Raw genomic sequence first — 23580 nt, forward strand, 5'->3', positions numbered from 1 at the left:
TACATAAGAAAAAAGCTTAGTGAATTATATCTCTAAGCCTTAAGCTACAAATTAAATATAAGATAAAAACTACAATTTACTTCCAAGGTCGTAGGTCGACAATTTTAACCACTTCTCCTTTTTCTTTATTAATGAGAACCGTCATATCAACTGCATTCGCTTTTAACGGTAAGAAAGCCGTCGCCTGCGGGTATTTTGCTAGTACAGTCTGTACATTAGCCTTATCATTAAATTGGCTTAATAATTTTAAATCTTGAGCACGATGCTGAATTTTTTGCTTTACTCGTTCTAATGGTACGTAGCGCTCGGGCTTTTGAGCAATTGAAATCCCTCCCAATAACTCTGCGAACATTTCCTTACTACGAACATCTTTATCTTTTGCAAATTCAACCCCTACAAACTGAGGCTGCCAAGAAGGCTTTTGATATCGAGGCAATGCCTGTGCAATATGCTCCGTTAGAATTTCATTATTACGTACAAGCTCAAAACGATCTACATTATAAGCAAGCCATACGGGCCGCCCTTGAGCAATACTATATACGCCATAACTCAATGCACTCAATTGAATTAAAATAATAATGCTTAAATCCATTGTCAAATTCTTTTTTCCTTCTTTATAGACCAGTAGGCCCAATAATGGTCCAACAACTACATCAATGGCTAACATCATAAGAAAAATATGCGTCACCCCTACTGCTTGAGCAAGTGGATCGGGGTACCAAATAAAGAAAACAACACCGACCACAATTAAAACAATAAAGAAAGAAATTGCTAAATGACTTAAAAAAAACTTAAAGCGTTTCGACACAAAAATCACCTAGAAAATTTGAATCCATTAATAGTTATCTACATTCAGATGGCGCATACATGGAAGGTAAAGTCCCTAAATCAGCGACCAATCCTTTTGCTGTCGCTGCTGTAGATGTAAGTGTTGCACAAGCCCAGTCAATCGTTCCATTTGAAGTTGCTGTTAATTTGGCTCGGGCAACATTTGGTGTCAGCACAAGTGTTTGCCCCAAAACGGCTGTTGGTAACCCCACATTTGAATCTGTTGTTAATTTAACAGTAATTACACCATCATTCGCAATTTGTATATCTGAAACATATCTTGTTTGCTTTTCAGTTGCAGCTCTTGCACTATAATCTGTTGCCGTATTTACAACCATAGCAATTCCTCCTACCAAGAAAGATTCACTCACCATTGTTTTTGCCGCACTTGCGATCACCAAAGCCTCACCAATCTTAGCTCGTGCTACATGATTTTGATATGCAGGAATCGCCACTGCCGCTAACACCCCAATAATTGCAACAACTATCATGAGTTCAATCAACGTAAAACCATGATTGTTTTTCATTATGGTATCTCTATAAATTTCTTACTAATAAGATAATCAAAAAACATGCCAAAAAATAAAACAAATAAAAAACAATACTTTAAAATAAAACAAGAAAATAGAAAATCCATTTTTTTAAAAAAAGTGACAATTTTTTCCCTTTTAAAACGTATTTGCCCCTCTTACTTTCTTACTGTATATGAGAGGCAAAATATAAAACTACTACCCTAAAATAGTCTAATTTTTATACTTCCTATTAATAACCTCATAAATCTCTTTAAATTCAATTGGATTTTGTTCAGAAAGAGCTCTTAAGTATTGCTTTGTTTCACCACAGTTGCTTCTGAACTCATATTGGCAAGAAGCACTAAAATAATAAATAGCGGTTTCCGTATTTTTATTCATAGCTAAGAAAGTAGCATGCCTAACTAAATAAGGATATGTAGGGAAATAGTTTACAACTTTTGCGCCTAACTCTATTTTTTCCTTTAAACTAAAATTCCCTTCCGCAATAATTTCATAAACCATTATGTCATTAAAAAATCCGAAACCAAAAACTGGCTTTAACTCAACAATTTTTTCTGCTTTTTTTTCCAAAGTCACATTATCATTAGCCATCAGGTCAAAAACTTTTGCCAACTCTCTGTATTGAAAAGAATAATACAATGAAAGGAAGCCGAGTACGCTCAAGGCCAAAGAAAATAGATACCCTCTTTTCACCCAATAAAAAGGTTTATTCTCACTAACAAAAAGAGAAAGGAAAATAGAAAAAATCATTAAGTATTTCAACTCCCACAAAGGGAATTCAAAGCACGAATAAATTAAAAAAACCAGCAATATCATAAAAACATAGGCTTCTTTTATGTTAGATATTTTTATATTTTTAATAAATACATATACAAAAAAAGCAATAACAGCTAAACCTAAAAAACCAAATTCACTTATCAATTGGCTAATAAAAAAATGAGAGTGATCTGCTGAACTAAACCATTTTATTTGTTCAAAATGATTTAACCCTGTTCCAGTAAAATTCTTCCAACCAACCCCTGTAATTGGATGCTCAGAAATATTTAACCACGACTGGTATAAAAGAGAAATCCTAGGATCATCTAAAGCCGATGTTGTCCTCTCAACAAGGCCTGTTGTTTGCGAAAAAAATGGATATGCTAAAATTCCACAGAATAATCCAGCCAAACAAAAAAATAGATCTTTTAATTTTAATAAATAATTTTTTGTAAAATAATTCTGCATTCCATTAAACATGCCTACACAAAAAATAAGCATTAAAAATCCACTCCGACTTACAGTAAAAGCAACCCCCACACTTAAGAAAAATATAATAATGTATTTTATAACATTACTCTTAATATAAGACATTGAAGAAATAACACCCAAAACAAAGACAAATGCTGCTTGATTAGGCTGAAATAAATTCCCAGAGAAGCGCTCTTTTTGCAATGGAAGCTTCATTAGATCAACAATGTTTAAAAGCTTAAAAACATGAAGCATTTGTGTTAGTAGCAACAAAATAGCACCAACCACTAAAATACCTCCCATATTTTTAATTAGCCTCTCTTTATCGATAATATTAGAAGCAGCAACAGATAAAAAAAATACAAGTAGCACAACAGCTAATGGAAAAATAAGACCATCGATATAAATAATATTATTTAAAATTGGCTGTAACAGTAAAACAAAGAAAATTAAGATCCAAAGGAAATTACTGAAATAAATTTCAACTTTCCCTCGATGAAATGCAAAGAGACCACCGACCGAGCATAGAAAAAAAACAATACTATGTATATAAAAGTCATGATAACTCGGGGCATAATGCTGATAACTTAAGATTCCATATAGAAAAGCAAATCCAATAAAAAAAGTAAAAATTTTTTCGTCCATTTGCTTTAACTGCAATATATTTCCCATCTTTGCCCCTGAAAACGATTAAACATTATTTTTTAATCACAACTAAAAATTGCGAATAAAAAAAGACTGGCAAACTGCCAGTCTTTTTTTATGCAACGCTGAGCTTAACGACACTCAGAAGGCGCAAATTTAGATGGTAAATCACCTGTCGCTGTACCAGCAATAGTAGCTCCAGCACGAGCCGTAGCTTGTGTAATTGAATCAGTACCACATGCCCACTGTACAGAACCTTCAACACCATTAGCCAAAACAACAGCTGTGCCTGTCGCATCAGAAACATAAGGAACCATTTTCATAGTTTTAACTTGAGCAGCTGTAGGTAAACTTGTATCGTTAGTTGTTGTAAGCGTAATAATACCTGTAGCACTCGCAGCACTAATTGAACGTAAATATTTACTTACTGGCGCAGTAGCAGAACCTTTTGAAACTGCACCCGCTGCAGATGCAACACCCACCATACCATTAGTTTGGAAGCCTTCTGAAATTGCAGATTTCGCAGCAGCACCCGCAGCAATTACTTCAGAAACCTTCGCTCGTACCGTATAATCTTGATATGCAGGAATCGCAACTGCCGCCAAGATACCGATAATCGCGACAACGATCATCAATTCGATAAGAGTAAAACCCTTTTGCATTGATTTCATAACATTTCTCCAATGGATATTTTTTTATAAGCTTTTTTCAGCTATTTAGTAATTAGCATGTTTTATGCCAGTCCTTAGCTTAGCTAATTTTAACCTAAAAAAACAGGGACTTAAAAAAATTTCATGTTGGATAAAATCAAAGCAATTCAGACACTTTAAGAAAAAAAATGACAAATAACGTCATCTTTACTGCTTAATTATTCTTTTTTTTAGCTAATGAATTTGACTATTTTCTACTTGTATGTAAATTGAGCGACTCAATTCACAAAAAATTTATTAATATTTTTTTTACCGCTTATCAGAAGATATTTGGCACAATCGGCCGATAATAGATTTAATGTACAGAACATTCTGCACATTAATTGATTTTAGACAAAACAACAAGCCCCATTTTTAAATGGCAAGATCGCGTTTTAATTTAGAATAATCGGTTCATTCGGCAATTCATTTTGATCATTGAGGTCTGTTTTCACGTAATACTGGTCTAGTACCTGACCAACCTCTGCAACACCATTATTTACGGCTTGTAAATATTGCTTTTGAGCCAACAACAGTACGATGCTTTGACAGATCCTATTCCAAGTTTCAGTCGGTGTGGCATTTTTTAAACCGCGATCAATCACAATCTCGACTTTACGCTCGCATAAATTGAGATAGAGTAGTACACCACTATTCAGTTCAGTATCCCAAACACCCAACTCGGCAAACAGTTGTTGCGCGCGTAAACGGGTATTTTGATGATAGGCTTGTGAACAAGGGATATGTCCTTCAATCACCACCTGAATCTCACCCACATGGCCCTTTTCCGCCTGCTGGACGGTTTTGGCAATCTCTGATCGATCTTGCTTACTAAAATAACGATGCGCAGAAGAGACGTAGAGAAAATGCTTGAACCAACGTTTTAAACTCGGTTGCACATGCTCATCCAATTTAGGTTGGGTAATAATCTGTGTTGTATCTGTCTTGGTTACCATGAGCCTGATGCTCCTCCCCCGCCAAAGCTACCGCCGCCGCCACTATAACCACCACCGCTGCCGCCACCGAATCCTCCACCTCCGCCGCCACGACCACCACCTGACAGGAAGGCTTGGAAAATAAGTTGTGCCAATGAAGTAATCAATAAAAAGAAAATCCCGACACCGAGCAATAAGCTCATGACCAGACCCGCACCGTTAACCAAACCAGCAACAGTTGCAGCAACGGCTGCAGTGGAAGCACTTAAACGATTACCAACAATAAATGAACCAACGACACCTGCTACCAGAATGAATAAAGCCATAGTCAAAGTATTGTCTTTGGCTTGCTGCGCTTGTATCGCTTGTTCATGCCGATCTTTCAATTCTTGTGCGGCTTGCTGCGCAATCTCTGGGTCTAAATTGACTATGCGACTGATTTCATCTAATCCCGCAGAAATACCTTGTGCGTATTGCCCCTGTTTAAAATACGGGGTAATTTGATTGCGGATAATCCGACTCAATACCACATCAGGCAGTACGCCCTCCAAACCATAACCCGTCAAGATCTGGATATTACGATCATTGACTGCAATCGCCATCAGTAAGCCATTATCACGTTTTGCTGAGCCAAGCTGCCATTTTTCACCCGTTCTCAAAGCAAAATCAAAAATGGCTTCCTGCCCAGTGGTTGGTACGATAATTACCCCGATTTGCGCTTTGCCTTGCTGATACAGACTGAGAATTTTCTGATTGAGTTGCTGCATTTCAGCAGCACTCAATACTTTGGCCTGATCAATCACGGGTTGATTTAAAGTTGGCAAACCACGAATCGATTCGCCCTCTGCCATGTCATTCGCCACTTGTGGCAATGCAGGAGTTTCAGCATTTGGCGTGGCTGGTGTAGTCGTCGTTTTATTCTTTTGCTGTTCTTGGATAATTTTACCCGCAACAAGCACATCACTTTGATCGGTTGCGGTCGCGACTTCAGCCCAAACCGTATGTTGGAAAAACAGTGTCGCAAAAATAATGGTTAAAACAGGTAGGATTCTCTGCTTTAAGCTCTGCTTAAACACGTTCAACATACGGTAACTCCTCACAGTTCAAAACAATTTCAGATATTAATTAAATGAAACTGTTGGCGCTTGCTGTGCAGACTGTTCCGCTTTAAAGTTTTCTTTGGTTTTCATGCCAATGACTTTAGCAGTCAACGCTTGAGGGAATTGGCGTACGTAGCCGTTGTAATCTTGAACCGTGGTAATATAACGGTTACGCGCAACCGCGATACGGTTTTCAGTACCTTCAAGTTGTGCTTGTAAATCACGGAATTGCTCATTGGCTTTTAAGTCAGGATAACTTTCTGAAACCGCAATCAAGCGCGATAATGCACCCGTCAATTGGCTTTGCGCTTGTTGGTATTTCTCAAATAGTGCTGGATCTTCCAACACTTCTTTATCAACTTTTAAGCCTGCGACATTAGAACGCGCTTGAGTGACTTCAACCAAAACTTGCTCTTCATGTTTGGCATAGCCTTTCACCACATTGACCAAATTCGGCACCAGATCAGCACGGCGTTGGTATTGGTTTTGAACTTCAGACCAAGAAGCTGTCACTGCCTCGTCTTTGACTTGCAAAGTGTTATAACCACAGCCCGTAAATAACAAGGTGCTTGCCAATACAGTTGCCAATGCGGTTTGTTTGATGATTTTCATAAAAATTTATCCTCAAGTTTTTCTTTATATTTTTGCGATAATTCATTGTAATGAGATTTTTTGTCGGCTGTGTAACATTTATTAAAGTTGCTTTATCTGAATTTAAATAAAAAAGGCATTACTCAAGAATCTTGATGTAATGCCATGCTAAGCAACTTTGATGGTATTGGATGATGATTAACTATAAATTTTAGAAGAAGTTTCCTCTTGGAAACTTGCCATCCCATATTCGTCTGCCATACGGGCTTTCCAGTAATTCACTAACTGCGTGTAATCATGTTTGGCAGGATGAAAATCGGCTTGATAATAAGATAAATATTCAGGAATCAACTGTAATAGCATTTTACTCAGTAAATACATACCAAACAGATTGCCACCCAATTTCGGTAAGCTTTTCCATTTATCCTGCCAGATCAATCGCGTAGTGGCATAAAAAGTCAGGCTGGCAAAGCCTGTCGTCACACTCCGCATCAGTAAACGGCGAATACGATCATCACCATATACTTCTTGGTAGACATCAAATGCCACCGAACGATGCTCGATTTCTTCAATTGCATGCCAAACCCAGAGTTTCATCGCATCATCATCTAGCGTACTGAGAATTTCTGGGTGTTTTAAAATATAACCGCCTAACATCGCTGTGAAATGTTCAAAAGCGCAAGTTAAGGCCAGTTGTAATTTCGGGTGAATATTTCGCAGCATATCATCCCGTTTCGCCAACCACGCCTGAAAACGATCGAGATTATAATCCTCACGTCGCCAAGCATCGTTAAACTCAGTATGTGCTTTGGAGTGCATTGCCTCTTGCCCAATAAATGCCGCAATCTGCGCCTGCAGCTGAGGATCTTGTACTTTATCTCGAACATTGCGAACACTATTCACAAAATACTGTTCTCCAATTGGAAATGTTGAAGACAGTGCTGTTAATAGATGTGACATTACTGGAGAATTGGCAAAATAATGACGTTTGATTTTTTTCGGATTAAATTGCAAACGCCGTACTGTAATTCCCAATGCTTTAGGGCGATTTAAATAATTTTTTTCCACATTCACATTTGCAAGAGCCATCTCGATTGCCTGCATCATTTCCTAGACTGGGTTTGAGTATTGCGCCGAGAAAATTGTAATGACAGGGCAAAAAAGCTTATAAAGTTTGCCAAAACTACCAAAAAGATGACTGGTCTATACCGATGATATCTAGGCGATACATTCTTGTTGTTTAATTTTTCTCAAGCTCCATACAGCTGCAAGAAACAGTCCACCCATGATTACCACGACAATATGAAATGCCAATAACTGCGCCTCAGCCATCGAATAATGCAAGCTCACAACAGTCCATTTAATCAGAAATGCAGTTAATGTCCCTAATACCGCAATCCCAAAGGTCAGTCCAAGTTGTCTGAGCATATTTAAAATTGCAGCGGCAAAGCTGGCATCTGCCTGCGATACCGCATGTAGGCTCAAGGTACTCGAACTCGGCACGATCAATCCAATGCCCGCACCCATCATGCCACTTAAGCCAATAAACAGCAGATATGAAGAATTACTCTGGAAGCTGACCATCGCGATCAATGCAACGCCTGAGATCAGCAAACCGATCCGAAGCAATAACAATGCTCCATAACTTTGCTGTAAGCGTCCGAACCAAATGGAAACCACGGCCTGCATTAGGAATTGCGGAGCGATCACCCAGCCTGCTTGCGCCGCACTTAAATGAACTTGTTCTTGATAAAACAGCGCAAAGACAAATAAAGAGCTATACCCTGCAAATCCCAATAAAAATGAAATCAGGTTAAAACGCAAGAAAATGTGGTTACGGAATAAGTGACGTGGCACCAGAGGGTGCGAGACTTTATTTTGATGTCGAATAAAAATTAGAGCAAAGGCAATCGAGATGAGAAAACTAAAACTAATCAGATAGCCGATATGGGCTTGCTGTACCATGATAATGCTATAAGTCAGTGTTGCAATTGCAATCACGCTATAAATCAGTCCTAAATAGTCAAAACTTACTTTTTGCTGGTTTGAATCTGGTTCAATCCCTTTCCAGCCTAAAACTAAAGCCAATAATCCAACGGGTAGATTTAACCAAAAAATACTCTGCCAGCCTAAATAATGCACCATGAGGCCACCCATTAATGGCCCAACAATCAAGGCAAAAGCACTGAATGAACTCCAGTTGCCAATTTCGCGTGCTCTTCGATCAACTTGGGTAAAGTGATGTACGATGATTGCAAGGGTTAAAGGAATCAGCATCGCCCCCGCAACGCCCTGAATCACTCGCCCAACAATCAATAAGCTAAAATCTGGCGCAGCGGCACAAATCACCGAGCCAAAAATAAATATCAAAACACCCGTCAACCACAGACGTTTGCGCCCTAACCACTGACTTAAAGCTCCCACCGCCAGCATTAAACTTGACATACTCAGTGCATAGCTATCGATCACCCATTGTAAATCGGCAAGATGACTATTGAACTGATTTTGAATTGCGGTTAAAGCCAAATTCACACTGCTCAAATCCACCAAGCAAAGGAAAGTACTGGTATACAGCGCAGCAATTAATAGCCTGTCATTGAGTTTCGATGTCATTATTTTATCCACTCAGCACAACAAAAATGAGAATTATTATCATTAATAGCATAGCAATTTATTGACTGCTTGTTAAAGTTTTATTTTCTTTGGCTATAAGAGCAAATACCATCAAACATCGACAAAATAAAAAAGCCCAAGCACTTGGCTTGGGCATTTAAAACTTAAAGATTAAAAGAGCTTACACGCCAAGGTAGTCCAAAATACCTTCAGCTGCTTGGCGACCTTCCCAGATTGCCGTCACAACCAAGTCAGAACCACGTACCATATCACCACCCGCAAATATTTTTGGATTCGAGGTCTGGAATTTGAACTCTTGTTGTTCAGCCGCGACCACACGACCTGAACCATCCAATCCTACATTTGCAGTGCTAAACCAATCTGCTGGACTTGGACGGAAACCGAATGCAAGTAATACCGCATCTGCTGGTAACACTTCTTCAGAACCCGGAATTGGTTCAGGGCTACGACGACCACGACTGTCAGGTGCACCCATTTGTGTGGTTACAACCTTAACGCCAGTCACTTTGCCATTTTCACCAACGATCTCAATTGGCTGACGGTTGAACAGGAATTTTACACCCTCTTCATAAGCATTCTTCACTTCACGTGCAGAACCTGGCATGTTGCTTTCATCACGACGGTAAGCACATGTCACATCATGCGCACCTTGGCGTAATGAAGTACGGTTACAGTCCATCGCGGTATCACCACCACCTAGAACAATTACTTTTTTACCGTCTAGATTGATGTATTCGCTTGGATCTTTTTCCCAACCTTGGCAACGGTTCACATTAGCAATCAAGAAATCTAATGCATCATGCACACCATTGAGATCTTCACCTGGGAAACCACCTTTCATATAGGTATAAGTTCCCATACCCATAAATACGGCATCGTATTCAGTCAGAAGTTGTTCAATCGTTACGTCAACACCAATCTCGGTATTTAAACGGAACTCAATACCCATTCCTGTGAAGATTTCGCGACGACGTTTCATCACATCTTTTTCCATTTTGAATTCTGGAATACCAAATGTGAGAAGACCACCGATTTCAGGGCGTTTATCAAATACCACTGGTTTTACGCCACCACGCGCAAGAATATCTGCACAGCCTAAGCCTGCTGGACCTGCACCAATGATCGCAACTTTTTTATCAGTCCATTTAACGCCAGACATATCTGGACGCCAGCCTAATGCAAAAGCCGTATCATTAATATATTTTTCAGCATTACCAATGGTCACTGCACCAAAACCATCGTTTAAGGTACAAGCACCTTCACACAAACGGTCTTGTGGGCAAACACGACCACATACTTCTGGCAAGGTATTAGTTTGGTGGCAAAGTTCAGCTGCTTGGAAAATTTGACCTTCTGCAATCAACTTTAACCAGTTTGGAATGTAGTTATGTACAGGACATTTCCATTCACAATACGGGTTACCACAACCTAAACAACGGTGGGTCTGATTCGCAGCCACTTCCGCAGTAAAAGGTTTATAAATTTCCACAAACTCTGCCTTGCGGACAGTAATATCTTTTTTCTCTGGATCTTGGCGTGCTACATCCAGAAATTGAAAGTCATTATTCAGGCGCTCTGCCATGTCTCTCTCCGTGGGTAGGCGCAGCGATGTCCCTCATCTCTGCACCTGCCTATGTCTATGCAGTCGTGGAATTATTGTGGATCAGCTTGGGTAGTTTTCAAAAGCGTTTGCAAATTAGCAGCTTTTGGTTTTACCAGCCAGAACTTACGACTATAGAAGTCGAACTCATTACGGATCTTGTAGGCCCAAGCACTACCCGTCTCTTGAATATGTTCGTCAAGAATACGCAGTAAGTTTTCTTTGTGGTCTTCCATCGCTTCTGTAGAGATACGATTTAGATCAATAAGTTCGTGGTTATAGTAGTCAACAAAGTCATTATCAAGGTCAAGTACATAAGCAAAGCCACCAGTCATACCTGCACCGAAGTTATGACCCACTTTACCTAATACTGTTACCACACCACCCGTCATATATTCACAACAGTGGTCGCCCGCACCTTCAATCACAGCAAATGCGCCAGAGTTACGAACCGCAAAACGCTCGCCCGCAGTTCCCGCCGCAAAGACTTTACCGCCAGTCGCACCATATAAACAGGTGTTACCAATAATCGCGGTATTTTGCGTTTGGAATGGTGAACCTTTTGGTGGGAAGATCGATACTCGGCCACCCGCCATACCTTTACCGACATAGTCGTTGGCATCACCTTCCAGTTTGATATGCAAACCACCTGCGTTCCAAACACCAAGCGACTGACCTGCTGTACCAACAAGGTTCATTACCACTGGGCTGTTTTCCATACCCAAGTTGCCATAACGACGCGCAATTTCACCTGAGATACGTGCGCCAATCGAACGATCACAGTTACCTACTGTGAAGTTGAATGAGCCGCCAGCACCTGCTTCAATTGCCGGTAACATCTCTGCCACCATTTTCTCCGCCAACACACCTTTATCGAATGGTGCATTGCCTTGAACTTGGCAATATTGTGCCTTGCCTTCAGCAGAAGGATGCGACGTTAATAGTGCACTGAGGTCAAGATGCGCGTGCTTGTCTGTTTCACCTGGTAAAACTTCAAGTAGATCGACACGGCCAATCAAATCTTTCAATGATGCAACACCAAGTGCAGCTAACCATTCACGTGTCTCTTCAGCAATAAACTTGAAGAAGTTGATCAGCATTTCTGGCTCGCCAATATAATGCTCTTGACGCAAATGGTCTTGTTGCGTTGCAACACCGGTCGCACAGTTATTTAAGTGACAAATACGCAGGTATTTACAACCTAATGCAATCATCGGTGTTGAACCAAAACCAAAGCTTTCCGCACCTAAAATTGCCGCTTTCACTACATCTAAACCTGTTTTCAAACCACCATCAGTTTGAACACGGACTTTACCACGCAAATCATTCACACGAAGCGCCTGATGCGCTTCACTTAAACCAAGTTCCCATGGCGAACCTGCATGGTGAATGGATGACAGTGGAGATGCTGCTGTACCACCGTCATAACCAGAAATGGTAATGAAGTCGGCATAAGCTTTTGCAACACCTGCTGCAATCGTTCCAACACCTGGCTCAGAGACCAATTTCACCGATACCATCGCCTGAGGGTTGACTTGTTTCAAGTCAAAGATCAATTGCGATAAATCTTCAATCGAATAAATATCGTGGTGTGGCGGTGGAGAGATTAGTGTTACACCTGGCACTGAGTAGCGTAAACGCGCAATTAAGCCATTCACTTTACCACCTGGTAACTGACCACCTTCACCTGGTTTTGCACCCTGTGCAACTTTAATCTGCAAAACTTCAGCAGAGGTTAAGTACGCAGGAGTTACACCAAAACGACCTGATGCAATCTGTTTGATTTTTGAGTTACGAATCGTGCCATAACGCGCAGGATCTTCGCCGCCTTCACCCGAGTTTGAACGACCGCCAATCGTATTCATGGCAATTGCAATCGCTTCATGTGCTTCTGGTGATAATGCACCTAAAGACATACCCGCAGAGTCAAAGCGTGGAAGAATATCTTCAATCGTTTCAACTTGATCCAGTGCAATCGAATTTGTTGTTTTTAACTTAAATAAGTCACGGATCGTTGCGACAGGACGGTTATTCACCAGTTCTGCATATTCTTTAAAGTCAACGTATTGACCTGAACGTACCGCTTTGTGCAAAGCGTTGATCACGTCAGGATTGAACGCGTGGTACTCTTTACCAAATACGAATTTAAGCAAACCACCTTGATCAATCGGTTTACGATGTTGCCAAGCTGTGGTTGCTAGTTTTTTCTGATCTTTCTCTAAGTCTGCAAATGTTGCACCTTGAATACGGCTCGGTACACCAAGGAAACATTTATCCACCACTTCAGATGATAGACCCACCGCTTCAAATAACTGACCACCGCGATAAGAAGCAACCGTAGAGATCCCCATTTTAGAAAGGACTTTCAGTAAGCCTTTTTCCATCCCTTTACGGAAGTTTGCTTGCGCCTGAATTGGATCACCCAATAACTCGCCTTTTGCAACCAAATCATTGATCACATCATAAGCCAGATATGGATAAACTGCTGTCGCACCAAAGCCAAGCAATACTGCAAATTGATGTGGATCACGTGCAAAACCAGTTTCAACTAAAATGTTCGCATCGGTACGCAAACCCGTTTTAATCAAATGATGGTGTACCGCACCTGTTGCCAATGCTGCGTTTGCAGGTAAGAAACCTTCACGGAAATTTTTATCCGTTAATACAATTAAGGTTTTACCATCACGTACAGCCTGTGCTGATTCTTCACAGATACGTGCGATTGCTGCTTGCAGCCCTTCAGCTTCGACATAGTTCAGATCAATATCTACAACGCCATACCCTTCGCGCTCTTTTTCAACATCGCGAAGCTGCTGCATTTTTGAATTAGACAATACAGGGCTTGAAATGATGATACGGTCCGCATGCTCTGGACCTTGCTCGAACACATTCTGTTCGCGGCCCAAACAGGTTTCCAATGACATCACGATCGATTCACGTAATGGATCGATTGGTGGGTTGGTGACTTGTGCAAACTGCTGACGGAAGTAGTCAGAAACATGGCGTACTTGACGAGACAATACCGCCATTGGCGTATCATCACCCATCGAGCCAACTGCTTCTTGACCACTTTCTGCGATTGGACGCAATAATTGATCGCGCTCTTCAAATGTCACCATAAACATTTTCTGAGCTGCTTTTAATGCATCGCCAGTTAAGCCTTGATCAACCAATTGCTCTTCAAGCTGTGGATTGGCTTGTAAACGAATCGCATGATCACGCAACCATTCACGATATGGACGCATATTTTTTAAGTGATTGCTGACATCTTTCGTCTCAAGCACTTTGCCAGTCAAAGTATCAATTACCAAAATTTGACCTGGACCAACGCGGCCTTTAGATACTACATCTTCAGGTTCATAACCCCACACACCAATCTCAGATGCAAGCGTGATGTAATCATTTTTGGTAATCACCCAACGTGCTGGACGTAAACCATTACGGTCTAACATACAGATCGCATGACGGCCATCTTGAATCACTAGACCTGCAGGACCATCCCAAGCTTCCATATGCTTCGAGTTGAACTCATAGAATGCACGTAGATCAGCATCTAAAGTTTCAACGTTTTGCCATGCTGGTGGAACCAACATACGTAGTGCACGGAAGAGATCCATACCACCACCAACCAAGATCTCAAGCATGTTATCCAAGCTTGATGAATCCGAACCAGTACGGTTCACAATTGGATTTAACTCAGTTAAACCTGGTAGTAGTGGGTTTTCAAATTTTGGTGTACGTGCCAAAGCCCAGTTACGGTTTGCAGTAATGGTGTTGATTTCACCATTGTGTGCAAGGTAACGGAATGGTTGTGCCAATGGCCAACGCGGTAAGGTATTGGTTGAGAAGCGTTGGTGAAATACCACGATATGTGATTTTAAACGCTCATCCGCCAAGTCGGTATAGAAGTCAGCAATTGCCGCTGGCATCATCAAACCTTTATAGGTGATAACAGTCGTTGCTAAAGTCGTCACATAAAAAAGTGGATCATTTTGTAATAATTGTTCCGCACGACGGCGTGCTAAGAAGAGTTTACGATTAAACTCAACCTCAGTTAAACCCATTGGGCAATTAACAAGAATTTGTTCAAATGCAGGCAAAGATTGCAGTGCAATTTCACCTAAAGCATCATTATTGGTTGGAACGACACGCCATGCTGCAACAGTCAAACCTGCAGCTTCAATTTCTTTATTTAGAATATTTTTTGCATTTTGCGCTAAAGCAGGATCAATATTTAGAAATACCGTACCAGCAGCAAAAATCTCGGTCAGATTAGTACCTAACTTTTGAGCTTCATCACGGAAAAATTGTTTTGGCATCGCCAATAACAATCCGCACCCATCTCCCGTTTTACCATCCGCGGCAATACCACCACGGTGCGTCATGCAACTTAAACTGTGAATCGCAGTTTCGACCAGATGATGGCTTGATTCACCCTTCATATGGGCAATCAGACCAAAACCACAGTTATCCTTAAACTCATCAGGCTGATATAAACCTTGAGCGGGAGCTACAGTATTAGGCGATGGCATGTGCATAGCGTACCCTTCTTTCAACATGGCTCTTTCGAGCAACAAACAATCAATTCATTTTCTGCGATATTGCCGATTAACTCATACAAAGTTCAATGCTTCGCGAAAACATTTATCATGGCGAATTTGCAATATACGTCTTTCCCCTACGAGATTGCACTCTATAAAGTGTTTTCAGTTATTACACCTTCACCTAGGTTTGTAAAGCACAAAAACTTTCCATTTCACCCAATTAATGAACTGTTTAGCACAAAACAGGGCAATGAGCAGACAAATTAGCACCACAAAAAAGCAAAAAACATGCCATATATGCATGTTTTTACTAAATCATTAAAAAAGTTAAAATAACACCAAGATACGGAGAAGAATGCACTCATTTTTGCGCATAAAAATGCACCAAAAAATTCCATGGTGCTATAAAAAGAACCACTAATGCACAATTATAGTGCAATATTAATTAAAAGGATCACTCACTTCACGCTTTGAAGCATCTGAATTTTCTTTTATTTTTTCAGCAGTTGCAGGTGGTTTTGGTGTCGATTGAGTTTGTTTTACATTGACTACATTACCCTGCGCATCACGCTGTGTGACTGTGGTCTTCACCGCCGATGATTCCGCGCTACGTACAGCAGTCGTACTCTGAGATGCACTACTTCCCATCAGTAAACTCTCATCTACTCTAGGCAATGCTGCTGGTCTTAACTGAACCGCATAGAGTTGATTGGTTGCTGACTTCATTTCGTCAGCACCTAGATCATTCACTAAAGCAGTATAACTTGAGAATTGATGAGCCGTTGGCTGAACAGATTCTGGTAGGGCTAGATTTAATTGTGCAAATTGGCGACTTGCATCTTCAGCATTTGTAAATACACCATAGCCGAGAACATATTGTTCAACCTGATCTTCACCACTCAAACGGAAATATATAAACTTTCTGCGATCTTCGCGGTTCAATAGAAAATTTTTAACAATTGCTTCATCTGAACTACGGAAAATTTCCATGGTCCATCGTTGCTGATTTTCTTTAATAAATTTAGTGCCACGAAATTCAGGTGCATGATCATTGGAAACCACGACACGTGTGGTTAAATCCAAGGGCTTAACTTCATCCGAAAGAGCGCCTAAATGCGCTGTCGCAGCAACCTTTTCTGGCTGAATTTGGACTTGGGTTTCGGTTTGGGATGGCTGCTCTTCTTTGACCAACACTTGACTATCGGTAATACCCCAAAATATCAATGCAGCTATTAAACAAGCTACGGCAAAAACCAGCCAGCTATATTGTTGAATATTTTGCCAAATTGATCGTGATACAGCCATGCTTTTCCCAAATGATTAATTATGCAGATTGATTTGCAAGAATAGATTGTTTCATCAGCTCAACATCAAAATCTTTGGTAATCACGGCCTGCCCTAATTTCTTCAATAAAACCAAGCGCAATTGACCATTTAAGACTTTTTTATCGTGCGACATATAAGCCAAGAATTCATCTAACGGAATTTTCGGACATGATATCGGTAAATGAGCACATTGAATGATATTTTTTGTACGTTGCAGATCTTCCGCAGAGATCCAACCTAAACGCTGCGACAAATCTGCAGCCATCACCATCCCTGTTGCTACCGCCTCACCATGTAACCATGTGCCATAGCCTAGATAAGATTCAATTGCATGACCGAAAGTATGCCCAAGATTGAGCAACGCACGCTCACCTTGTTCTTTTTCATCATTGGCCACGATACGTGCTTTATGCGCACATGAACGAAAAACTGCTTCAGCCAGTAAATTTGCATCACGAGCAACCAAAGCATCCATGTTTTGCTCTAACCAAACAAGAAAATCAGTATCACCCAATAAAGCGTATTTAATCACTTCAGCCAAACCTGCAGACAGTTCACGATCAGGCAAGGTATCCAATTGCGCCATATCTGCTAGTACCACTTGTGGTTGCTGGAAAGCACCCAACATATTTTTACCTAAAGGATGATTAATTCCCGTCTTACCCCCCACACTGGAATCAACCTGTGATAATAAAGTGGTTGGCACCTGAACAAAATTCACACCGCGTTGGAAGCAAGCCGATGCAAAACCCGCCATATCCCCAATCACGCCACCACCTAATGCTAATACCGTACAATCACGGTTAAATCCTGCTTCGAGCAGGGCATCAAAAATTAAATTCAGGTGTTGAATATCTTTATATTTTTCGCCATCAGGCAAAATGCATTGCGCCACTTGTTTATCCAACAGAGTCAATGCATCCAAATAATGTTGTAAATAGAGTGGTGCAACCGTTGTATTGGATACCAACATCACTTGCCGACCATGTAGATATGGCTCAAGTAAACTTTTAGGATCTAAATGGCTGCCAATAAAGATCGGATAACGACGATCACCTAACTCGACATGTAACGTTTGCATAAACTTAAACCAACCAGAGACTACTTAACTTGTTTAGATAAAATGACGTGCAAAATACGTTGCGCTAAATCCCGTGCTGCACCTTGATTTGTTTCAATTATATAATGTGCAACCTCGCGATATAAAGGATCGCGGATCGTCAGTAGATCACGTAATTTTTGCTCTGGATTTTCAACTTGTAATAATGGACGATTTTTATCGCGATAGGTTCGCTGTAGCTGTAGCTCTACAGGCGTATAAAGATAAACAACGATACCACGTTGTTTTAAAAATTCACGATTCTTCGCTTGAGTAACAACTCCACCACCTGTCGCCAACACCAATAATGAACGGGAGGTAAGATCATTTAAAACATTGGTTTCACGCAAACGAAATCCAACTTCCCCTTCTTTTTCAAAAATCCATGGAATGGTCGCGCCTGTTTTACGTTCGATCTCATGATCACTATCAATAAAATCTCGGCCTAACAATTCTGCTAAATGCCGACCAACTGTTGTTTTCCCTGCCCCCATCGGCCCTACCAAATAAACATTTGGTAGGGTTTCAAACGCTTTGCTTGGCAACGCGCCACCTATATTCAATGCAATTATTGAAAATATATTAATGATTTCTGGTCAAAGTGTCATTAACAATTCTCGGTGTCACAAAAATAAGCAGTTCACGTTTTTTATCCGTTTTCATATCTCTACGGAATAATCGACCAATATACGGAATATCCCCCAAGAATGGCACCTTGGTTTGACTATTCAAATTTTCTTGTTCAAAAATACCACCCAATACTACGGTTTCACCATTATCAACCAGAACATTGGTATCTATCGAGTTTTTATTAATTGTCAGTTGACCTGTTGGTGTTGGGCTACTTGGTGAATCCTTAGTAATATTCAACTTCATCATGACTTTACCTTCTGGCGTGATACTTGGCGTAACATCCAAACTCAAAGTTGCATCAATAAACTCGGTTTTAGGTACTGCATTTGCCCCACCGCCAGAAGATGATGCATATGGAATTTTAGTACCTGACTCAATTTTTGCAGCTTGCTTATCCGCAGTCATGACTTTTGGTGTAGAAATCACTTCACCATAGCCATCCGCTTGTACAGCTGATAACTCCAGGTCCAACATAAAATCAGACAGACTAATCAGACCAAAAGCAATACGACTTGCTCCTGGTGTTACCGCACCTAAATCGACATTCAGGTTATCTGGGCGCTCAATTTCATATTTCGCACCGCCATTATCATTTTTTTGTGGATCTCTCAAATTCCAAAGCGTTGTATCACTCCCCCCTACCAATAGATCATTATTATTGGTAATCCCTTGCGATAAAATACCCCATTTTACGCCCATCTCTTTGGTAAAATCAGTACTGGCACTGACAATACGCGCTTCAATCATCACTTGCTTAACTGAAACATCCAGTAAATCAACCATCTTGCGAATCTGATCAATTTTTTGTGAAGTATCATTCACAATTAAAGTATTGGTTCGTGGATCAATTGATACTGTTCCTCGTGGGCTTAATAAACCTCCAACTAATGCATCACTGCCACCTAAACCTGAGACATTATTATTGCTATTACTACTCTTACCCTGAGTAATTAATTTTTCAATATCCGTGGCTTTAGCATAATTCAACTGAATATACTCAGTCTGTAGTGGTGCTAATTTTACACTTTGTGCAATGGCTTTGGCTTCTTCCTCTTCTGCCTTAATCAACTCAGAAACAGGTGCAATCCAGATCACATTACCATTACGACGCTTATCTAGATTTTTAGTTTTTAACACAATATCAAGTGCCTGATCCCATGGTACGTCTTTAAGGCGTAAAGTAATATTACCCTGTACCGTATCCGCAGCTACCATATTAATACCAGTAAAATCAGCTAATAACTGCAATACTCGGCGTACTTCAATATCTTGGAAATCTAAAGAAATTTTATTGCCGGTATAAGTTTGTGCCTTGGCTTTGGCCGGAGAATTATCTATAGGGCGTTTCAGACTAATAGTGAGCTTATTCTCTGCTTGGTAAGCCATATACTCATAGCTTCCAGCAGATTGAATGGTAATCACACCATTGCCTTTATCATTATAAGCATCAATACTGGCCACAGGTGTTGCAAAATCATTGGTATTTAAACGACGGGCTAAATGTGTCGGAATTTTATTCCCTGCTGTACGCACCACAATTTTACTACCTTGTTGTTGTACATCCACAGGGGTGTTATTACCCAGCAAATCAATCACAACCAAACCTTCGCCCTGACTCCCTCGTTGGAAACCAATATTGGAAATGCCTTGCTGTACCTGACGCACAGCGGCAGCAGGTGTATTTATCGCAGCAGGTTTGGCTGAGTTAATTTTAAGAACAAAGGTATTGCCTTCAACACGTGTTGTGAATGCACCCGCATCTTTTAAATTCACAATCACACGTGAACGCTGATCATCCGATGCAACCTCAATCGAACTCGCTTCAGCGGTTGATACTGGAATCGAGTTTTGCTTTAGACCTTGTTGTGACTTATCAAAGTCCAGAATTAAACGAGCAGGTTGTTCAAGTTGATAAGCTTGCGGTTGTGGTGGAAGGCCATTAAACATCACACGAATTTCCGTGCCCTGATCACCCAAACTCATTGGTACGATATTGGTCATACTCACTTGCGCTGATGCCACTTGCATCACCGCAATCGCAATCGCACCCATAGAAAATTGACGGAATGCATGATTCATGGTCTTCGCTTCCCCAAATAAAGAATCTTTAAACTGTTTTTTCATTTTTATTCCCTTAATCTTACGGCGCTGGTCCAATTAAAACGAGTGTACGAGGTCTCTCGACATAGCCTTCTCGACCATCAGGTACAATCTCCACCAAATCGATTTGGGTTGGGCTAATTTTAATAATACGCCCTTGATTCATACCCAAATAACTTCCGACTTGCACACGTTCAATTTGACCGTCTGGTGTCTGAATCAGGGCAATGGTATTGCTGGTTTTACCGCGCATACTGCCCTTCATATTCAACGATTCCAACGCATAACTCTCTAAAGGCTGTGGCTGGCGATTAAAATTCGGATAAACCCGTTTCCCCGCCATAATCTTCAATTCAGCAGCCAATGAGCTTGGCATAAATGGGCTTTTAAGCTGATGAGCTGAATAGTTAAACAATGGCACAGGGGTAAAAACTGGTGCTGGCTCAATCGGCAAAGGTGGCTGATTACGAATGTCTGCCATCTTCTGATTCACCGCATCAATACGTGAATCACATCCCACCAAAGTCGCCCCAATTAATAAACCCAGTAATAATTTATAATTATTCACTACTATTTTCCTCCTTGCGCAGGTGGAGTAGCTGTTGTTTGAGCCGTAGCTGCGCCCGCAGCATTATTTGTTTGCTCATCCGCCCCAACATAACGATATGTTTTTGCTTTAACCGTATAATTGACAACAGGAATATCAGATTTTTTCTGTGTATCTTCTTTTGCTTCAACCGTAAAATCATGCAAGGTCACGATACGCGGCAAAGCGGCAATGCCTGTCACAAAGGCACCAAAAGCATGATAATCACCCGTCGCATCAATACTGATGGGCTGTTCAATAAAGAACTCTTGCTTCACTTCACTCTCAAGACGAATATTTTTAAATTTCAACCCTGAGTTCACACCGGTTAAGTTTATATCCTCAACCAAGCTTGGAATTTCAGTCTCTTTAGGCAATTGCTCTAACTGTTGGTTAAAGTTAGCTTCCATTTCTTGCAGTTGCGCTTGATATTGTTGCAGATTACGCAATTTTGAATCTTTTTCTTTAAACTCATTCAACAAGCTTTGCTCTTGAGCTTCGGCATTTGCAATCGATTCAAGCTGAGACTTAATCACCACAAAATAACCCAATGCTGCAACCGCCAAGAAAACAAAAATCCAGCAGGTAATTTTGACCGATAATGGCCAACTGCCATAGTTATTCATATCCAGCGTATTAAATTGCTGGAAGAATTGGTCGACCGTCATTTTCTTTTTCTTTACAGCAACGGTGTCTTGATTTAAATCATCCGATTTATCTAACTTCATTTTGTCACCTCTACTGCCCCTGATGCTGCAACGTCTGACGTTGGTGCAGCCTCAGCAGTTGTCCCGATTTCACCTAAATCTACAGTGACAACAAAGCTTCCATAATTTTCCTCAACACGAGGCACCAAAGAACTTGCTGTTTTGTCTTTATTTTTGTTTTCATCCACGGCAAGGAAGGAATTCATAAAGGCATTGCGATACCAAGGAGAAGCTTCTAGATTACGTAGAAGTTCAGCCACCGTATTTGGACTTTCAGCTTTTCCTTCAATCGTGAATTTATCCCCTGTACGACTAAACTTGGTTAAGTACATAGTTGGAGGAGTGACGCGTACCAATTCATCGACCAAACGTACGGTAACAGGACGTTGTCCTTGTAAGCCTTGAATCAGTTTCATGCGTTCAATAATCGCATTACGTCGTTCTTGTAAGCCATCCAATGCTTTTAATTGGGTATCTAAATTCTGGTTGGTACTCACAATCAGTTGGTTGGCTTGTTCCTGATCATTCAGTTTGTGATCGAAATACATCCACCCCGAAAAAACTGATACAACCCCTAATGCAGCAACCCCAACACAAAATGCGACAAACTGTTTCTTTCTTTGTTCTCTTAGCTCATCACGCCAAGGGAGTAAGTTAATCTTTGCCATTAATCAAAACTCCTCAATGCCAAACCACATGCAACCATCAAAGAGGAAGCATCGTTTTCAATTTTTTTAATATCAATTTGGGGAGAAAAACCCATTTGTAGAAATGGATTGGCAATGGTGACGCGATAACCGAGTTTTTGTTGTAATAGCTTAGCTAGACCTGGAATATTGGCATTCCCACCAGCCAGTAAAATATGATCAATTTCATTAAATTGAGAAGATGAAAAGAAAAATTGGAGTGAACGCGCGGCTTGTTGTACGACAGCATCCAAGAAGGGTTCAAGGACTTCTGTGTCATAATCATCTGGCAAGCTTCTTTCTTTTTTAGCACGACCAGCTTCTTCAAAAGAAAGGCCATAGCGACTCTGAACATCTTGGGTCAATTGGCGACCACCAAACACTTGCTCACGTGTATAGATGATCTTGCCTTTTTGCATGACAGATAAAGTGGTCATTGTATGACCAATATCCAAAATACCTACCGTATTTGCGCCCATTGGTAGCGTATCTGCAAACACACTGAACGCACGTTCCATAGCATAGCTTTCAACTTCTGCAATTTTTGCAGTTAAACCCGCCAGTTCAAGCACTTCTACACGCGTGTCTACATTCTCGGTGCGCGTTGCAACCAAGAGCACATTTACCCGGTTTGGATTGGCCAAACGATCAGGTAAAACTTCAAAATCTAGGCTCACTTCATCTAATGGGAACGGAATGTATTGCTCAGCATCCATACGAATTTGAACTTCTCGTTCTTCATCCGTCATGTCAGCATCCATCTCGATGATCTTATTAATGACCATCGATGTCGGTACTGCAATCGCAACATTCATGGTGTGAGGATTTGCAAGGTTTACCACTCTCTCAAGCGCATCCCCTACCGCCTCTGGATTCAGTATGCTTTTTTCAACCACGCTGCTTTCAGGCAATGGCATCACTGCATAACTTTCAACCCAATATCTACCGTTCTTTACAGAGAGCTCCAATAATTTAACAGTTGTCGAACTAATATCGACACCCGTTAACCCCTTATTTGGTTTACGATATAACCTGAGCACAGTACTTTCCTATTTATTTTTTTATCCCCAAAAATACAACACACTAATTTGTTTTGGTCTTTAATTGATACGGATAC

The 23580-nt window shown here is 40.7% G+C and carries 19 protein-coding genes; all 19 read right to left on the reverse strand.

What is annotated here, in order from left to right:
* Positions 1-76 precede the first annotated feature (76 nt).
* The 19 genes from tfpZ to F896_RS18055 all read right to left on the reverse strand — a co-directional run bounded on the left by tfpZ (position 77) and on the right by F896_RS18055 (position 23503).
* Positions 77-808, reverse strand: coding sequence for a TfpX/TfpZ family type IV pilin accessory protein (tfpZ, locus tag F896_RS18145; protein ID WP_016162291.1), 732 nt, complete (start codon positions 806-808; stop codon positions 77-79).
* A gap of 34 nt (positions 809-842) precedes the next feature.
* Positions 843-1355, reverse strand: a complete 513-nt coding sequence (locus tag F896_RS18140) for a pilin (protein WP_016162292.1) — start codon at positions 1353-1355, stop codon at positions 843-845.
* A gap of 216 nt (positions 1356-1571) precedes the next feature.
* Positions 1572-3260, reverse strand: coding sequence for an O-antigen ligase family protein (locus F896_RS18135; RefSeq protein ID WP_016162293.1), 1689 nt, complete (start codon positions 3258-3260; stop codon positions 1572-1574).
* A gap of 104 nt (positions 3261-3364) precedes the next feature.
* Positions 3365-3895, reverse strand: a complete 531-nt coding sequence (locus tag F896_RS18130) for a pilin (protein WP_416201940.1) — start codon at positions 3893-3895, stop codon at positions 3365-3367.
* 422 nt (positions 3896-4317) lie between these two features.
* On the reverse strand, positions 4318-4878 hold the full coding sequence (locus tag F896_RS18125) for a TPM domain-containing protein (protein WP_016162295.1): 561 nt from the start codon (positions 4876-4878) through the stop codon (positions 4318-4320).
* A complete protein-coding gene (locus F896_RS18120; RefSeq protein WP_016162296.1) occupies positions 4872-5942 on the reverse strand; it encodes a TPM domain-containing protein in 1071 nt (356 codons plus the stop codon). The genes F896_RS18125 and F896_RS18120 overlap by 7 nt, the downstream gene beginning before the upstream one ends.
* Before the next feature lie 36 nt (positions 5943-5978).
* Positions 5979-6569: a LemA family protein gene (locus F896_RS18115; RefSeq protein ID WP_016162297.1), complete on the reverse strand. Its 591-nt coding sequence runs from the start codon at positions 6567-6569 to the stop codon at positions 5979-5981.
* Between the two features lie 177 nt (positions 6570-6746).
* Positions 6747-7637, reverse strand: coding sequence for a metal-dependent hydrolase (locus F896_RS18110; protein ID WP_032882013.1), 891 nt, complete (start codon positions 7635-7637; stop codon positions 6747-6749).
* Between the two features lie 129 nt (positions 7638-7766).
* Positions 7767-9161 (reverse strand): MFS transporter, encoded by a 1395-nt coding sequence (locus tag F896_RS18105; RefSeq protein WP_016162299.1) that lies wholly within the window; start codon positions 9159-9161, stop codon positions 7767-7769.
* Between the two features lie 181 nt (positions 9162-9342).
* On the reverse strand, positions 9343-10764 hold the full coding sequence (locus tag F896_RS18100; protein WP_005185515.1) for a glutamate synthase subunit beta: 1422 nt from the start codon (positions 10762-10764) through the stop codon (positions 9343-9345).
* A 71-nt stretch (positions 10765-10835) separates the two neighbouring features.
* A complete protein-coding gene (gltB, locus tag F896_RS18095) occupies positions 10836-15314 on the reverse strand; it encodes a glutamate synthase large subunit (RefSeq protein WP_171069631.1) in 4479 nt (1492 codons plus the stop codon).
* Positions 15315-15767: 453 nt separating this feature from the next.
* Positions 15768-16631: a hypothetical protein gene (locus F896_RS18090; RefSeq protein ID WP_016162301.1), complete on the reverse strand. Its 864-nt coding sequence runs from the start codon at positions 16629-16631 to the stop codon at positions 15768-15770.
* Between the two features lie 19 nt (positions 16632-16650).
* Entirely contained in the window at positions 16651-17733 is a 1083-nt protein-coding gene (aroB, locus tag F896_RS18085) for a 3-dehydroquinate synthase (RefSeq protein WP_016162302.1), read from the reverse strand.
* Positions 17734-17753: 20 nt separating this feature from the next.
* Positions 17754-18323, reverse strand: a complete 570-nt coding sequence (gene aroK / locus F896_RS18080) for a shikimate kinase AroK (RefSeq protein WP_155765771.1) — start codon at positions 18321-18323, stop codon at positions 17754-17756.
* Positions 18324-18333: 10 nt separating this feature from the next.
* Positions 18334-20463 carry a type IV pilus secretin PilQ gene (gene pilQ, locus F896_RS18075; RefSeq protein WP_171069635.1) on the reverse strand — a complete coding sequence of 710 codons (2130 nt, stop codon included), beginning with the start codon at positions 20461-20463 and terminating at the stop codon, positions 18334-18336.
* Positions 20464-20524: 61 nt separating this feature from the next.
* On the reverse strand, positions 20525-21052 hold the full coding sequence (locus tag F896_RS18070; RefSeq protein WP_016162305.1) for a pilus assembly protein PilP: 528 nt from the start codon (positions 21050-21052) through the stop codon (positions 20525-20527).
* 2 nt (positions 21053-21054) lie between these two features.
* Positions 21055-21798: a type IV pilus inner membrane component PilO gene (locus F896_RS18065; protein ID WP_016162306.1), complete on the reverse strand. Its 744-nt coding sequence runs from the start codon at positions 21796-21798 to the stop codon at positions 21055-21057.
* Positions 21795-22445: a PilN domain-containing protein gene (locus F896_RS18060; RefSeq protein ID WP_016162307.1), complete on the reverse strand. Its 651-nt coding sequence runs from the start codon at positions 22443-22445 to the stop codon at positions 21795-21797. Before F896_RS18060 ends, F896_RS18065 begins: the two co-directional genes overlap by 4 nt.
* Positions 22445-23503, reverse strand: coding sequence for a pilus assembly protein PilM (locus F896_RS18055; RefSeq protein ID WP_016162308.1), 1059 nt, complete (start codon positions 23501-23503; stop codon positions 22445-22447). The genes F896_RS18060 and F896_RS18055 overlap by 1 nt, the downstream gene beginning before the upstream one ends.
* Positions 23504-23580: the final 77 nt, after the last annotated feature.

This window comes from Acinetobacter genomosp. 15BJ (genome assembly GCF_000400715.1).
GTDB lineage: Bacteria > Pseudomonadota > Gammaproteobacteria > Pseudomonadales > Moraxellaceae > Acinetobacter.